Source organism: Parapedobacter sp., from assembly GCF_035556095.1.
GTDB lineage: Bacteria > Bacteroidota > Bacteroidia > Sphingobacteriales > Sphingobacteriaceae > Parapedobacter.
This window is the reverse complement of the sequence record NZ_DATMFT010000030.1, coordinates 1-16724: the sequence shown is the minus strand read 5'-3', so window position 1 is coordinate 16724 and position 16724 is coordinate 1. Positions and strand designations below refer to the sequence as shown.

Here is a 16724-nt window from a genome sequence, read left to right as displayed (position 1 = left end):
CATTTCTATTTCGGCAACGAAGTAGGCACACCGGGCACCATCCTTACGTTCTTCCCTTGGGGCAACCGCGTGAAACCGGGCCGCCGTGGCACCCGGCAGGTTACCGAAATCGGCTATGCCGTACCGGCAGGAAGCCTTGATTTTTGGAAAGACCGGCTGGAAGCAAACAATGTTCTCTACAATAACCCCGCAGAAAAATTCGGCGAGCAGTACCTCACCTTCCTCGACCCCGATGGGTTGAAGTTCGAACTTACGGTACCCGGCAAAGCCGATACCCGTGCACCGTGGACAACCGATGGGGTCAATGCGGCCCATGCCATACGTGGCTTCCACCACATCACCATCACCACCACCAAAATAGACGCGACCGCAAAGATACTTACCGACGTGTTCGGGTACCGGTTGCTGAAACAGGAGGTAAACCGCTATCGGTTTGTCACGGATGCGGTAGACCATGCCGCGCTGGTGGACTTGGTTGAAGCGCCCGGCGAAGCCGAAGGGCTCGTGGCAGGCGGTTCCGTACACCACGTCGCCTTCCGCGTTCACGATGAAGCCACGCTCATGCACTTCAGGGAAAAAGTAATTGCGCAAGGACTGCACATCACCGAGAAGATAGACCGCAACTATTTCTACTCGCTCTATTTCCGCGAACCGGGAGGTGTGTTGTTTGAAATCGCCACCGACAACCCCGGCTTTGCCACCGATGAAACCGTAGCCGAGTTGGGTAGCGGATTGAAACTGCCGGCCCAATACGAAGGGTACCGCGAACAACTGGAAAAGGTTTTACCCCAATTGGATTGATCACATGTATACACACGAGAAACAACTCATACAAGCCGGCAAATCGGCTGCACACGCCAGCAAGGCAGTGGTGCTGCTCCACGGGCGGGGCAGCTCCGCCCCTGGCATCCTTTCACTAGCCCGCCATCTCCAGCTCGGCGACGCGCTCCTGCTGGCACCCCAGGCAACCCACAATTCGTGGTACCCTTATAGCTTCCTCGCACCCGTCAATGACAATCAGCCCGCGTTGGACTCCGCATTGGCACTGGTACATGAAGCTGCGGAGGAAGCCATGCAACTGGGCATCCCGGCCAGCGCGCTCTATTTCGTAGGCTTCTCGCAAGGTGCGTGCCTGGCCCTCGAATACATCGCGCGGCACGCCCAGCCCTACGGAGGTGCCGTCGCCTTCACGGGCGGACTGATCGGCGAATCGCTGAATCTCGATAACTATGGCGGTAACTTCGGGGGCACGCCTGTGCTGATTACCTCAGGCGATGCTGACCCCCACGTGCCGCTGCACCGGATTGAAGAAAGTGCAACGGTTTTGCGCGACCTCGGGGCAAACGTAACCCTGGAGGTCTATCCCGGCAAGCCACACAGCATCAGCCCCGACGAGACGCTATTGGCCAACGAAGTGGTGTTTGGGGCCGGCGGCGCTGCGTAATCGGCCATCAATCAGCAAGTACGAACCGTGCTTCCTGTGTGTCGCGCGAATTCGTGCCGACGAACACCACGAATTCACCGGGCTCGGCCACGAAATCCAAGTGGGCATTGTAAAACTTTAGGTCGTCTACGGTGAGTTTGAAAGTTACACGTTCCGATTCGCCGGGCGCAAGCCTTATTTTCCGGAAGCCCTTCAGTTCCTTTACGGGCCGCGTCACCGAGCCGACCACATCGCGGATGTAAAGTTGCACCACCTCTTCTCCGGCATAATCACCGGCATTGCGTACCGCTACGCTTACCTCAAGCGAACCCGTGGATTGCAGGCTGTCGCTGCTGAGCGTAACATCGCCATAAGCGAACGTTGTATAGCTCAAGCCGTAACCAAAAGGATATAGCGGTTCGTTAGGTACATCGAGGTAATTGGAGCGGAATTTCTGGAACCACTGCCCATCGGCAAGTGGCCGCCCGGTATTCTTATGGCTGTAGTACAGGGGTAACTGGCCCACGTGGCGGGGGAACGTGGCGGGCAGCTTGCCCGATGGGTTAACGTCGCCGAACAGCACATCGGCCATCGCTTTGCCGGTTTCCGTACCGCCGAACCAGGCGTTGAGTATGGCTGGCACCTGCTCATGTTCCCACGTCAGCGTGAGCGGCCGCCCGGTAAACAGCACCAATACCACCGGCTTACCCGTTTTCAGCAGCTCGGCCAGCAACCGTTGCTGTATGGCCGGTATCCCGATGTCGGTGCGGCTCGATGATTCGCCGCTCATCTCCGAGCTTTCGCCCAACGCCGCGACGATCACATCAGCCTGTTGGGCGGCGGCCACTGCTTCGGCCAGGATCTCGGCCTCAGGCCGGTCATCGCGCGGGATGGTGCGGCCAAACATCGTTGCCCGCTCTTGGTAGTCGGCGTCTTCCAGCAGATTAGACCCGTGGTGGTGGATGATGTTGACCCGGTTGCCCAACACGGCCCGCATACCTTCCAACAACGAGGGCGTATGCTCCAGGTCGGCGCTCACGCTCCACGTGCCGGGCATGTTGCTGCCCGTATTGGCCAATGGCCCTATTAAGGCCACCGTGCCCGACTTTTTCAGCGGCAGCACGCGTTCGTCGTTCTTGAGCAGTACGAATGATTTACCAGCCGCCTCGCGTGCCTTGGCCAAGTGGGCCGGATGGAGGATAGCCGCTTCAGCACGTGACTCATCACAATACCGGAATGGATCATCAAACAGCCCCAATTTATATTTGGCTTCCAAGACACGCCGGCAGGCGCGATCGATGTCCGCTTCACTCACCCTGCCCGCATCCAGCGATTTTTTCAATGTGGTCAGAAACCCTTCGCCCACCATGTCCATGTCGATACCGGCTTGGAGCGACCGCGCGGAGACCTCCTGCAAATCACCCAAGCCATGGTCTACCAGTTCATTGACGGCGGTGTAGTCCGTTACCACGAAACCACCGAAACCCCACTGGTCGCGAAGTACATCCGTCATCAGCCACTTATTGGCGGTGGCTGGCACCCCATTGATATCGTTGAACGACGTCATCACACTCCCCGCCCCCGCATCAATGGCGGCCTTGTAGGGAGGTAAGTACTCATTGTACATGCGATGTAAGCTCATATCGGTGGCGTTGTAGTCGCGACCGGCCTCGGCTGCCCCATACAGGGCGAAATGTTTCACACAGGCCATGAGCGTATTATCCGCAGCGAGGTCGTTGCCCTGATAGCCATGCACCATCGCTTCCGCGATGCGCGAGGTCAGGTACGTATCCTCGCCCGATCCTTCGGAGATACGACCCCAGCGGGCATCGCGCGAGATGTCAACCATGGGCGAGAACGTCCAGTTGAGCCCATCGGCAGCTGCCTCCACGGCCGAAATCCGGGCGGTCTCCTCAATCAGGCTCATGTCCCACGTCGCGGCAAGCCCCAGCGGGATGGGGAAGATGGTCTTGTAGCCGTGGATAACATCCAGGCCGAAAATCAGTGGGATCTTGAGGCGCGACTGGTTTACCGCCAGTTCCTGCGCGGCACGGATGCGTTTGGGCGTCGTCATGCTGAAAATACCGCCGATCTTCCCTTCCTTTATTTTGGCCTCCACGCCCGTACTCACTACCGAGCCTGTCGTCACCTCACCTGCCGTGACGAGGTTGAGTTGGCCGATCTTCTCTTCGATGGTCATCTGTTGCATCAGCCCATCGATAAAACGGTCCATATCTGCGCCTGGCTGTGCCGTTACCTGCAACGCCGGTAAACCTGCCATCACCATTGCCGTTAAAATCAGGGTATAAATTCGTGCGTTCATCATCTCAACTTTTCGTCTTTTTTGGAATCGCTTCCCTCCTTTACCGCACCAGAGTCGACTAATACGTTCCGCGGTATAAGTGATCGATGCGTTTCTGGTTAATTTTCTTAAGTGGAATCTGCAGGCCATCGGTAGCCTCCAGCCAGCCCCACAGCTCCTGCTTGAGCTGGCCTGCCATTTCCTGCGACTCTGGGTCGCGGATGAGGTTGTTCATTTCGTGGGGGTCGGTCTGCAGGTCGTACAGTTCATTGGTATCCCACAACCCGTGGTTGAAGATATATTTGTAACGATCGGTGCGGATGGCAAAGACCGTTGGCGTCTGCGGGAAGGCCCACTCCCAATAATATTCATAAAACACCCTGTCGCGCCAGCCGGCAATGGGTTTCCCCTGCAACAGCGGCAAGAACGAGTGCCCCTGCATTTGTTCCGGTATTGCGATACCCGCGATATCGAGTATGGTGGGGCCGATATCCACATTCATGACCATCTGCTCAACCTGGCTCTGCGGCTTGATCATGCCCGGTGCCCACGCCAGCAGCGGCACCCGCATGGACGCTTCATAAGCATTCCGTTTATCGATCAGTCCCTGTTCACCGAATAGGAAGCCATTGTCGCCCATGTAAAAAACCAATGTGTTTTCGGCTAAGCCGTGTTCCTCCAGCCAGGCAATCACCGAGCCGATGCTTTCATCCACGCTGCGCAACGTTTCGCAGTACTGCCGGTAAAAGTCGGCAAATGCAATCGTCCCGTCGTACATGTAGTCCACACCGTGCCAGCTGTGCCGTTGCTTACGCACCCAATCGGGGATACCATCCAAGTTAACGGGGCCATCATAAGGCGTCTCCATGCCTACGCGCATGCTGCTGTCGGTGGCCGTGAGGTACATCGAGGGTGGACAAACAATAGGCATGTCCTTATAGCTGCCCCGGTGCCGCTCGGCCGGGTTGAATTCGGCATGCACCCCCTTGTGCGAAAGGTACAGGAAGAACGGCTGGTCAGCGTCGAGCGTGTTCAGCCAATCGATGGCGTAGTCGGTCAGCAGATCGGTGGTATAGCTCCCCTCGGGCTGCTTCACTTCGGTGCCATTGATGTTGAACGTGGGTGAGTAATACACCCCCTGGTCGCGGAAGCTCACCCATTGGTCAAACCCCGGTTGCGGGTTGCCATCTTTATTGCCCATGTGCCATTTCCCGAAGAAGCCCGTTTTGTAACCTTCCTCCTGCATATACTGGGGGAAAAACGTGAGGCCTTCGGGTAGGGGGGCATTGTTATCCACAATGGTATGGGTATGGGCATACTGGCCCGTGAGGATAGACGCCCGGCTCGGTGAGCAGAGCGCGGTAGAGACGAAGGCATTTCGCAGGTGCGCCCCTTCCGCCGCCATGCGGTCCATAAAAGGAGTTTCCAGCCCGGGCACCTTATCCATGAAACCCATGAAATCAAATCGGTGGTCATCGCTCAGGATGAACACCACATTATAAGGTTTGGCGGGCGGTGTTTGTGCCCACACGGCGGTACTCCAAACATATAACACGAAAAAAAGATAGATCCGTTTCATGACTTGCGTATTTAATCAATCCGTTTCACCTCGCTCCTCGCGGAGATACCATTCTCATTGATGGCCTCGATGGCAAAATAGTAGGTTTTCTGGCTATCCATCGCTTTGTAATAATACTCGTTGGCGCCGTGCACCATGATGCAATTGTACAGTTTATCTGGCGCCAGCCCGGTATAGATGTTGTAGGCATAGGCATCATCCACCGGGCTCCATTTGATCCAGGCACTGCGCTTATCTTTCTCCGTTCGCATAACGATGAACTCATCGACGGCCGCCGGTTCGCTCCCCTGCCCCCGGCCAAACACCCGAAGGCCGCTGATGGCGAATTTACCGGTAGGCATGTGCACGTTCTCCAATTTGATGTAGCGGGCTTTCACCGGCTGCTGGAGCTCCACGTAATCGTGTGGCACATCCGTTTTGTTTTGGCTTTTGTCAGCAAGCACGCTCCAGTGGCGGCCATCTTCCGAATAAGACAGGATGTACTGGTGGTAAATGCCGTTCATTTTTCCAAGGAATGCGCTGTCCGCATCCTGGTCAGCGTAATTGACCTGCACGGCATGCACTGTGCTCACCGCACCGAGGTCACTTTGTATCCATTCGCCTTTATCGCCTGTGGCAGCACTCCAATAAGTCTTCATGCTTTCGTCTACCGCGTGATTCGCCGGGTAGCCGGCACCTAATGTGGACGACACCTGAACCGGCTTTTGGTAATTGAGCAGCATCCACCCCGTGAAGCGGCTTTCCCGGTGGTCGGCAGGTCCATCGGGCAGGTAATGCGGGTAGTCGCCGAAAGCAGTATTGGCGTACATCACGCCATCCGCGTCAAAGCCAGCGGGCCAAACCCCCAAGCGCCTTTCGAAATTATTCTTGACGCCCAGCACCACGGTAGCCACGTGCCAGTAGTTGCCGCCATTGTCTTGGAAAGTAGCGCCGTGGCCGGCCCCACGTGCAAAACCGCCGGGCTTATAGCTGAGCGGGTCAGACTGGGTGGTAAATGGCCCTAGGGGGCTATCGCCCACAGCCACCCCATCCGCATAGCCACTGAATTCGGTACCCGGAGCGGCATACTGGAGGTAATATTTACCGCCGTGTTTGGTCATATGTGCCCCTTCGATAAACGGATCGAGGAACGTATTATCCATGTATTCGCCAAAGCGCTGCCAACCGTAGCGCCAACTTTCCAGGAAATAGACCTCCTTGCGTGTGCCGATCGGTGCGAAGGTCTGCCGATTGAGTTCAATCCCGTACAGCGGATAGCGGTTGCTGCTGCCGTTATACATATAAAAGCGCCCATCATCGTCGGTGAAAAAGTCGGGATCCCACCCCCCGATGGAAAAGGAATCCACCAGCGGCTGCCATTCATTTGCTTTGGGATTGGTGCTCATCCACAAGGTGAATTTATCGGTGTATGTAGACCCGAACACGAGCATGGTATCGCCCACGATGCCCACGGCAGGTGCGCACAGCTCATCGTAGACATCGCCGTTCCACGGCCGGAGGAATTTCTTGGACACGAAATGCCAATCGGACAGGTCGCTGCTCCACCAGTAGCCCCATTGGTTGGTACTGAACAGGTAGTAGTCGCCCTGGTAGTTTACGATGACCGGATCGGCGGTGGCGCGGTGGCGGCCCCACTCGGAAAAATTGGGAATAGGCGTATAGCCGTAGTCGATGTTTATGGGATTGCAATACGTGCGGGGAGCCTGCGCGGTAGCTAGTCCGCTCCAGAGCCATCCGATGATCAGCAAGAACCGTCTATATTTCCGGGTGCCGTGCATATCCTTATAGCTTCGGGCTTTCAAACCCCAATTTACGCAGTCCCGCCTGAATTTCCGGCGCTCCCATAAAAAGGTCCCATAGCAGCCCGGTGCGATGGTTTTCTATCATCACCGGTACCGGGCCCTGATCGATGGCTAAGTAACGTTGCGGGTACCAGTTTTCCGTTTCGCTGTAGGCATCGTAAAAACCATATTTGCCCCACACCCTATCGCCAAGCGTTTCGTAAAGGTAGCGAATCATTTCCATGCTGTGTTCCGGCGTATAGGGAAACGATGACAAGGCCGCGGTCGGTGAGATCACCCCACGGTCGTTATCGGGGTTATGTGCCGCATATCCATTCACCGAGTAGCTCGCGGTAAACCCCCACCCGCCAGCCGGCGAACCATAGCCTTTATAACCATTCGGGTTATCGATGGCATAGTCGTACTGGATAAGCGCGTGGTTGCGGTTCAGCTCCCAATAGTCCGCATATTGGTCTTTCAGGCCGCGGGGGTCGAGGCCCAGGTACGAATAGTGCGACCAAAACAGCGGCCCTACGCCGTTGCTATCCGGCACGTTGTGCTTGAGGATGATGGGGTGGCCATAGCGCTCAGCATCGGTGGTGATGGCGCCCCCGCGGGCCCAGCCTTCGTGGTACACCTCGGCCGGTACGCCGTGCGTGGGCGATGACGCGGCCAGCACATAGGTGATGAGGCACTCGTCATAGCCCCGTATGGGATGGTTTGCGGCCCAGCCCGCTGTGGGGCTCCAATGCCAGTACAGCACATTTTGCCCGCCCTGGCGGTACCAGTCCCATTCAATGTCTTTCCAGAGGGCATCGGCGCGTGCAGCCAATTGCTTTTCTTGTTCATTGCCCTCTTGGAAGTATTCCCTCACGCAAATCAACGCTTGCGCCATAAAAGCGGTCTCCACGAGATCGCCGCCGTTGTCGTTCTTGCTGAATGGTTTCGCCTTGCCCGTGGGGCCATCCAGCCAGTGTGGCCATGCCCCGTGGAAACGGTCTGCTTTCGCTAGGTAATCGAGTACCTTCTCAAAGCGGTCTGCACCCGCTTGCCGCGTGATGAAGCCCCGCTCCATGGCCGCGATGATGGCCATCAGACCAAATCCGCTGCCACCGATGGTAACGACTTCCTGGTCATTCTGCGGGTATTCGCCATCGATGTGTATGCGCTCCCGTGCAAGGCCCGATACCGGCTCCGCACCATCCCAGAAGTACTGGAACGTCTGCTGCTGCACAAGGGTGAGCAGGGAGTCATCAGCCAGGGTATCAGCGTTATTACCGTCAGCATTACCATCAGCGCGTTTTTTTTGACCAGCACCGTTGCAGGCAGCCAATAGTACCGCAATTATTAATATTGTATAGACGTTGTGATTCATGGTCTGTTTTAACATTATAATTTCGGGCTGTCAAAGCCCAGTTTACGCAACCCGGCTTTCACCTCGGGTGCGCTCATAAAAAGATCCCAAAGCAAACCAGTACGGTAGTTTTCAATCATGGCAATGATCGGCCCCTGGTCGATGGCGAGGTAAGCGTCGGCCACCCACTGCTCCGTAAGGTTAAACGCATCGTAAAAACCGTACGTTCCCCACAAGCGGTCGCCCAGGGTATAGTAGAAGAACTTCAGGGCCGCCATCGACTCGTCGGGTGTGTACGGAAACGCGCTGAGCGCCGCAGAAGGTGTGATTACCCCCAGGTCGTTGGTGGGCGAATGGGCGGAATACCCATCGTGGCTGTCGCTTGCCGTAAGCCCCCAACCGCCCGCCGAACCGTAGCCTACGTATGTCCGCGGGTTGCGCACGCAATAGCGGTAGTTGATCAGTGTATGGTTTACGTTCTGGTTCCAATAGTTGGCATAACCATCGCTCAGGCCCCGTGGGTCGATACCCAGAAACGAGTACTGACTGAAAAACAGGGGGCCTCCGAACGGTGGGCCAAGCGGCAACTCCACGCCTTCGTACGTTTCGCCATTACGCATCGCACCGTCTCTCGCCCACCCTTTGGTGTATACACTTTCGGGAATACCATGTGTAGGCGATGCCGCCGCCAATACGTACGTGATGAGGGATTCATTCCAACCCCGTATAGGCAGGTTCATCGCCCATTCCTTATCCGGCGACCAGTGCCAATAGAGTACATCCTGCCCACCACGCCGGTACCAATCCCATTCCACCGACTCCCACAGCACGTTGATGCGGTCGATGAGTTGCTTTTCGGCGGGCACTGCCCCTTCGAGGTACTGCCGCATGGTGAGGAGGCCCTGCATCAAAAGCGAAGTTTCCACAAGATCGCCGCCGTTATCGTTTGCACTGAAGGGCATCGCGTCGCCCGTATTGCCGTTGATCCAATGCGACCACGCCCCGTGGAACCGGTCGGCCGTCTCCAAAAAAGCGAGTATGGCCGCCAGCCGCGTCAGCCCTTCATTGCGGGAGATGAACCCCCGCTCCATGCCCACGATAAGCGCCATCACACCAAACCCCGAACCGCCGCTTGTCACCAGGTTTCCCGAGGTATTGCGCTCGCGCGCCATGCCACTGGCCGGATGGGCGAAATCCCAAAAGTATTTGAACGTTTGCCGTTGCACCAGCGTGAGCAGCTCGTCGTCTGGAATGGTGGGGAACTTCGGTTCGGAAGCTGCGGTGGTATACAATGTCCGTTCCAGCCCGTCGAACCCTTCACCGGTAGCGCCAACCAGCGCATCCGAAACCCGCAAGGTGAATTTCGTGAAATCCTTCAGCGGCGTGCCGCTTGTCAAGCTCAGCGAGCGCCCATCGGCAGCAAGTTCCTGTTGTAAGCTTACTGCTCCCGCAGCGCCGGTCAAGGTCACGGCCTGCTGTGCAGCGGCGGCATCCAATGGACCGGAAAAACGGATGGTCATGTCCAAATCAAGCGGTATGTCTACCAGTATGGCCGATGGCCCGACGGACTCTCCATGCACCTCGATGGACGTAACCTGCAGGTCTTCCATCACCGTTCTAAACCGGATGCTGTAGGTCTGGCCACGGCTGCCGTCGCTACCCTGCAGCTGATCTGAAATGGCGACGGTGTAAATGGTGTTGCCCAGCAAAGGCCCGGTGGGATGTATCACCACCGTCCTTCCGTTGCCAACAAAGCCCAAGCTCATGGCCGTCGAGCCACCGTCGTGGGTCAGCGTGATCGCTGCACTCGCCGTGGAGGTATTTACCGGCTGGGAAAAATCCAGGGCTATGCTCCGGTCGGTCGGTAACCCTTCGGTGATATCGCTCAGGGACAATTCCACATCCCCGGCCATTGCCCGCTGAAGTGCCAGTGTACCGATACGGTCTGTTTTGCATCCTGCCCATAGGACGGCAAAGCATAGCACGTAAACAATCCGTATCGGCACAGCGGCACCCGTCATGATATCGCTAGTTGTCTTCAAAAATCTCCTGTACTTCTTCTAGGGTTAATGCCTTGTCGAAAATCCGAAGTTCGTCAATCAAACTCAAATCCGACAAGTGATTCCACTCCGTAAAATTCGGTGCTCCCGAACCGATGGTGAAGACATCACAATCGGCCCAGCTGAGGCCGGTCAGCACCGACTCTTTAACCAGCGCACCGTCGATATAGACCGCGGCCCGCGTTGGCGAGATGGTAAATGCCAGGTGAATCCAACCGGTGGTATTTGCCGGATTGATGGATGCCGCTGCACCACCATCCACCCAAACGTCTGCCGTACCGTTACCCACATTGAGTTTGAAGGTCTGGTTGGTGGCACTGCCTTCACGGAAGAACCGGAAACCGCTTGTCCGGTTGTTGTTCGTGGGGCCCGGAGGGCTCACCGTCAAAATGCCCGCACGATCGGGAGCAGCGTTGACCTTGTACCAAAACGAGGCACTGAATTCGTCGTTTATCAACTCGGCTGCCGGAAGGGTCACGTAACCATTGGTGGCACCGGCGTAAGCACGGCCGGACTTCCCGGCCGCAAAGCCGGGATTGCCCACTTTGGTCGCGGATAGCTCTTCGAGCAAGTCGAGGTAGGCATTGCCCTCAAACGGCATGTAAAAGAACTCACCGTCGTACTTGGCTTGGTAGACGTTGCTGATTTCGAAGTCCACCTCCTTCGTGGTGCTCTTGCCGGAGCCATCTGTTGCCGTTACGGCAAAAGTGTAATCCCCGAGTGCCAGCGAATCACTGAGATGGGCCCGGGTTACCCGCCGGAAATCGGTGAACTCCGTATAGGTCTCCAATGGACTGCCATTGAGGGCAATTTCGATGGTGGTAATTTCAATGTCGTCGGTCACTTCAAACTCAAACTCTACGGGTGCCTTGGTATCCGTGAATGGAATAAGCAGCACCCCTGGCGCGGGGTATCCCACCGCGATTGCGGGCGCGTTGTTGTCCGCGCCGGGGTCTACGGGGCGGATTTCATCGATATAGCCGTCTTGGCATGCTGCCGCCATAAACAGCATGGCGACGAGCGATAGCCTAAATCTTTTCATGTTTATCTTTTTTAACGTTGCCATTGGTTCTGTTAATTTTCATCCCGAAGCTGGGGTATAATCTCTTGTTGCGCTAATGGGTACGGTAGGAACCTCGCCTGGTCGCCCGGGAACGTGCGGCCGTCGTAGGTCAGTTCCGACGTGCGGCCGTGCCGCATCAAATCGTAGAACCGGATACCCCATTCCGTTGCAAATTCCGCAAATTTCTCGTCCAGTACATCATCGATTGTCACGCCGCTCAAGGCGCCCATTCCAACACGCCCACGGACCGCGTTAACGGCCTCATCTGCCGTCATCACCGAACTTGTGGCTCCGCTCACCAATGCTTCGGCATGCATCAGCAGCACCTCCGCATACCGGATGCAGATGAAGTTCTTGTTTTCACCCCATGCCGTCCGTCCTGCCGTCAATTGGGTAGACGGTAAATAGTACTTCCCACTGAGGTATTTATACCGCGAATAGTTGCCAAACGCGTCGCCTTCGGGCGTGACGTTAGATACCCAGCTTGGCACGGTAATACCGTCATTGCGCAGGTCGGCAATGCCCGCAGGCGTAAAGTTGACCGTTGTCTGCAGCCGCTCCCGTTCGCCGCGCGCCAACATGAATTTGACATATTTGTAACTGGGCTCCCAAAATCCCCAACCGCCGCTCTTGCCAGATACGGCCGGTGTCCACGCACCGCCATTGGGGCCGAAAAACTCGAACGAATTGAAACGGTTGGAATTGCCCGAACCCGTCCCGTAATCCGAATACTGGAACTCCAGGAGGTTTTCGTCGTTGAGTTTGCCCGGGATTTTAAACAGTTGGTAATAATCTTCCTCCAGCGTAAAGAGTTCGCTGGAGATGATCTGCCCGGTCGCTTCCGCCACCGCCGGGAAGTTTTTCAACTCGAGGTTGGCCATCGCTTTTATGGCCAGCGCCGTGTGGCGCGTGATGCCGCCTTTGATGTCCGTGCGCTGGTTCGGCCGCACGTTGGGCAATAGCGGAATCGCCTCATCCATCGACGACGAGATGTATTGCATCACGTCCTCAAAGCTGGATAGCTCCACGTTGAACAGGTGGGATGGCTGCGAGGACTCCGGAATCAGGATACTTCCCCACAGGCGGGCCAGTTGAAACAGTTGGAACGCCTGCATCGTTTTGATTTCTGCGATGTATTGCTGCGCCGTGGAGGGGTTTGCCCCCGCCTCCTGGTACTTCTCGATTTCCTCAATGGCTCCGTGCCAATGCAGCAGGTCGGTATACAGGTTCAGCCAAGCCGAGTTATACATCCAGAAATTCCGGTCATACCGGTACTGGTCTGTTTCGATAAGCGGCTCTTGGTCACCCGCAGGGTTCACGTCGTCGCCGCGTACGCTGATGGTGGGGAATGTTTCCCATTGCAAATGATAAAGGTCGTTGTATGCGCCATAGATCAGCAGCACCATATTGCCAGTCTGCGTATAATCGGTTTCTTCGGCAATCTGCTCGTTTTCCAGCGGATCGTTCAAGCTGCAGGATGCGGTAAACAGCAATCCCAGCAGCATGGCAACTAATTGTCGGATATTCGGTTTCATTGTCTTCATGTCTTAACGTGTTAGAGTTTGATTGTTACTCCCAGGGTATAAATGGCGGGTATGGGATACACCTCGCGGTCTACGCCGTTCGCTACTTCCGGGTTGAAGCCGTTGTAGCTGAACACGGTGAGCGGACGTTCCGCCGTAAATGTCAACCGTGTTTCCGGCCAACTCACCCCGTTGATGTCGCGACCGAAGAACGAATACGACAAGCGGACGTTCTGCACCCGGAAATAAGACGCGTTCTCTACGTAGTATGTGCTCATTTTCTGGTTCCAGGTCTTACGCAGCCCGGCGGCCGACGGATACTTGTCGGATGTTCCTTCGCCACGCCACAATCCGGTAGCCAGATCCGCGTCGATGTTGGTGTCGTTTGTAAAAATCATTTCCCCACGCTTCCGATTCAGCAGGTGGTAACCCGATTGCCCTTGTAAGAGGGTGGAGAACTCCAACTTTTTATAGCGGAAACCAAGATTGAACCCCCATGTGAAATCGGGTAGGTAGGAACCCAAGATAACGCGGTCTTCATCGGTGATCTCGCCATCGCCGTTTTGATCCTTGTAAATAAGGTCACCAGCTTTCAATTGGTTGGCCGTAATGAAATCTTCCGTATAACCACTGGCAGCTACCAGGTCGTCCATCCCGGCACCATCGTCAAAAGCCCCACGTTGGAACACCCCTGCCACCTCATAACCATAGAAGGCCTGATACGGGTTGCCAATAATGGATCGCTGGCGGAACTCTGCCGATCCGGCATCCAGGCCATCGGCACCGCCCAATCCGAGCACTTGGTTTTTCAAGGTTGCGATGTTTCCGCCGATGTTGTAGGAGAAATTTTCCGAAAGCTGATCGCGCCAGTTCAAGTTGAGCTCTAAGCCGGTGTTACGGATTTCGCCCACACTCCGGCGCTCCTCGCCACGGATGACCGGCGGGGCTATCCTGACGGCCAGGTTCCGGGTATCCCGGATGAAATAATCGGCTTCCAACGATAAACGGTTATTGAGGAACTGTGCGTCCAACCCGAAGTTGGTCTCCACGGTGGTTTCCCACTCGGCAATCAAATCAAACGTAGGGTTTAGCCGGCGACCGATTGTGCGCACGTCATTGATAGCGCCGTTGTTTTCCTCCAAGGTGGGCAACCCAACCGCCGGGGCAATGGCATCATTACCCAATTGGCCCCATGAGGCACGGAACTTCAGGAAATCGATGCCCGGCACATCGAAGAATTCTTCTTCCGACAGCACCCAGCCTGCACCTACCGTAGCAAAGTTACCCCATGTTTTCTGGAACTTGTTATTTCCATCGCGGCGGAAGGTCGTATAAAGCAGGTATCTGCCGTCGTAGTTATAGGCCGCACGGCCAAAGAACGACAGGAATTTAAGATTGGCATTCAACGTGCCGTCATTCGCGTCGCCGACCCCGCCTTCGTCAAATTCCTGTGCGTTGGAAAGGTACCAGTAATGTTCGGCTGCCCTGGAAGGGGCTGGTGCGATAGCCGTACCGCGGGCGAACAGCAATTCGCTGTACTCGCTCCGATAAGACTGGCCCAGTACCACGTTGAGGTTGTGCTTGCCAAAATCGTCGTCGTAGGTGAGGAAATTATCCCATACCTGATCGTAATCCGCTGCATTTTGCCGACGGATGGCCGATTGGTAATCGGTAATGCCGTCGCTGTATTCAAACTCCACGCGGCGTAGGTTTACAAAGCTCAGTCCGTAGTTGTACTGTGTACGGAATTTCAGTTTGTTTTCGATAAGGTTGGCTTCCAGATGGAAGTTACCCAACATCTTGGCCACGTGGTTGCGGTTGTCGATATACATCAACGGGAAAAACGGATTTTGGCCGCCCCGATAACCGATGTGCTGGGCATTCGCCAATTTCAGCGGTTCCGCAGCCGTATTGTTTTCGTCATATACGGGTAGGATGGGTACGGAGAAGTAGGCCCTGAACCACGCCGTGTTTTCACCGGTGTATTGGCGGGCCGTACTCACATTGAAATTCCCGCCCACATTCAGCCAATCTTTTACCTTACTATCCACTTTCACGCGGAAGTTCATCCGTGTATAATCGTTGCGTTGCTCATTGAGCAATCCCGATTGATTGAAGTAGCTGCCGCCGATCGAATAGCGCGTGCTTTCGCCCCCGCCGTTGAAGGAAAGATTGTGGTTCTGAATCGGCGCGGGGCTCATGATCTCGTGGTACCAATCGGTATTCACATCGGGGATGTTGGGGTCTACCCGGCTGCGGCCATAACGCTGCATCGCATTGTTGATGAAGTTGGTGTCGGCAACGCCCGCCTCCCGGATGTACTGGACGAATTGCTGGGTGTTTGCCATCTTCAACACGTTTTGGGGGTTTTGGATTCCGTAGTACCCGTCATAAACGATTTCGCCCGGTTTGTTATACGCGCCGGATTTCGTTTCGATCAGTACTACACCATTTCCCGCACGCACACCATAGATTGCCGAGGCCGAAGCATCTTTCAATACGGAAATCGTCTCGATGTCATTCGGGTTCAGGAAATCAATGTTGTCGAAAAACATCCCATCGACCACATAAAGCGGGGCGGAACTTCCCTCGAAGGAGCCGATACCCCGTAGGCGGACGGTGGGTGATGCGCCCGGAGCGCCGTTGCTCACAATCTGCACACCGGCTACGCGACCCTGCAACGACTGCATGGCTTGGGCGTTGGGTGTTTTGGCGATATCGTCTGCCCTAACGGTAGTCACTGCTGTGGTCAGGTTCCGCTGGCGCTGGGTACCATATCCGATCACGACCACTTCGTCCAGTTCCGTGCCTTCGTCTTCCAGCACCACGTCTATGGTTGTTTGATTAGCAATGGGCACTTCCTGCAGGGCGTAACCCACGGAGCGGAAGACCAAGGTATCTGATGCATTCGCTTCAATGGTATAGTTTCCTGCCGCATCGGTCTGCGTGGCCGTAGTCGTGCCTTTAACGATTACCGTGACCCCCGGCACTCCGCCTGAGGTCAACACATCGGTCACTCGGCCGCTTACCCTGTGCTGCGCCAAGGCAAAAGCAGGAACCACCATGCACAGCAGTAAGAAGCATGTAAATAAATTCCTCATGTTGTCATTAATTAGTTGGTTTATTAATTATTTATTTGCACCTGTTCCGCACGCCGTGCGGATTAATTGGCCCGTCTTTACCATACAGCTCTTTGGGCCGTATTGTTTTACAAATTTGTGATGTATAGGTAGCGTCAGCAAATAAACAGCTTACACATTGCTACATCATCCCCATAAAATTTTCTCACATCAGCCAATACAATCAATTCAATAAGCTGATAAACAGATAGATGAAATCAAACCGAAACTTCTCATATACGGCTTTATTGTGTATGGGATACACTATGAAATATGAGAGGTAATGATGTAGTCGATTTTCGTTGGCAGTAAGGAGGCCGCCTCCAAAAACATGAAGGCAGCCCACTTAATTACCGGCCCCTACCCCATCGCTGCAGCGCCCACGTGACGAGGAAACTCACCGCCGCGCCGATGGCGGCCAGCACGGCGGTCCGGATGATGTCGTGCATACCCAGCTGGGCCAATACGCTCAGCAGCGTGCCGCCGCCTGTGCCGATGCCGAGCCGGGCGTTAGTCGTTT

At 55.6% G+C, this 16724-nt stretch carries 10 protein-coding genes; 2 read left to right on the top strand and 8 right to left on the bottom strand.

Annotation, left to right across the window (positions count from 1 at the left end; genetic code table 11):
* Together VNQ80_RS18910 and VNQ80_RS18905 are read left to right on the top strand one after the other, a co-directional pair.
* Positions 1 to 801 (top strand): ring-cleaving dioxygenase (locus VNQ80_RS18910; protein WP_325641626.1); only part of this gene is annotated, 801 nt, incomplete at its 5' end.
* Between the two features lie 4 nt (positions 802 to 805).
* Complete coding sequence (locus VNQ80_RS18905; protein WP_325641624.1) at positions 806 to 1444, top strand: alpha/beta hydrolase; 639 nt, start codon at positions 806 to 808, stop codon at positions 1442 to 1444.
* A 7-nt stretch (positions 1445 to 1451) separates the two neighbouring features.
* Here the strand turns inward: VNQ80_RS18905 and bglX are convergent, their stop codons facing one another.
* The 8 genes from bglX to VNQ80_RS18865 are packed head-to-tail and all read right to left on the bottom strand — an operon-like array spanning position 1452 to position 16186.
* Positions 1452 to 3749, bottom strand: a complete 2298-nt coding sequence (bglX, locus tag VNQ80_RS18900; protein WP_414693011.1) for a beta-glucosidase BglX — start codon at positions 3747 to 3749, stop codon at positions 1452 to 1454.
* A 55-nt stretch (positions 3750 to 3804) separates the two neighbouring features.
* Positions 3805 to 5304, bottom strand: coding sequence for a sulfatase (locus tag VNQ80_RS18895; RefSeq protein ID WP_325641622.1), 1500 nt, complete (start codon positions 5302 to 5304; stop codon positions 3805 to 3807).
* Between the two features lie 11 nt (positions 5305 to 5315).
* Entirely contained in the window at positions 5316 to 7082 is a 1767-nt protein-coding gene (locus VNQ80_RS18890) for a family 43 glycosylhydrolase (RefSeq protein WP_325641620.1), read from the bottom strand.
* A 4-nt stretch (positions 7083 to 7086) separates the two neighbouring features.
* On the bottom strand, positions 7087 to 8460 hold the full coding sequence (locus VNQ80_RS18885) for a glucoamylase family protein (RefSeq protein ID WP_325641615.1): 1374 nt from the start codon (positions 8458 to 8460) through the stop codon (positions 7087 to 7089).
* Positions 8461 to 8474: 14 nt separating this feature from the next.
* Positions 8475 to 10481 carry a glucoamylase family protein gene (locus VNQ80_RS18880; RefSeq protein ID WP_325641613.1) on the bottom strand — a complete coding sequence of 669 codons (2007 nt, stop codon included), beginning with the start codon at positions 10479 to 10481 and terminating at the stop codon, positions 8475 to 8477.
* Positions 10468 to 11541, bottom strand: coding sequence for a LamG domain-containing protein (locus tag VNQ80_RS18875; RefSeq protein WP_325641611.1), 1074 nt, complete (start codon positions 11539 to 11541; stop codon positions 10468 to 10470). Before VNQ80_RS18875 ends, VNQ80_RS18880 begins: the two co-directional genes overlap by 14 nt.
* A 32-nt stretch (positions 11542 to 11573) precedes the next feature.
* Complete coding sequence (locus VNQ80_RS18870; RefSeq protein WP_325641609.1) at positions 11574 to 13106, bottom strand: RagB/SusD family nutrient uptake outer membrane protein; 1533 nt, start codon at positions 13104 to 13106, stop codon at positions 11574 to 11576.
* An 11-nt stretch (positions 13107 to 13117) separates the two neighbouring features.
* The gene (locus VNQ80_RS18865; RefSeq protein ID WP_325641607.1) at positions 13118 to 16186 is read right to left on the bottom strand and encodes a TonB-dependent receptor; all 3069 of its coding nucleotides are present in this window, start codon (positions 16184 to 16186) and stop codon (positions 13118 to 13120) included.
* Positions 16187 to 16724: the final 538 nt, after the last annotated feature.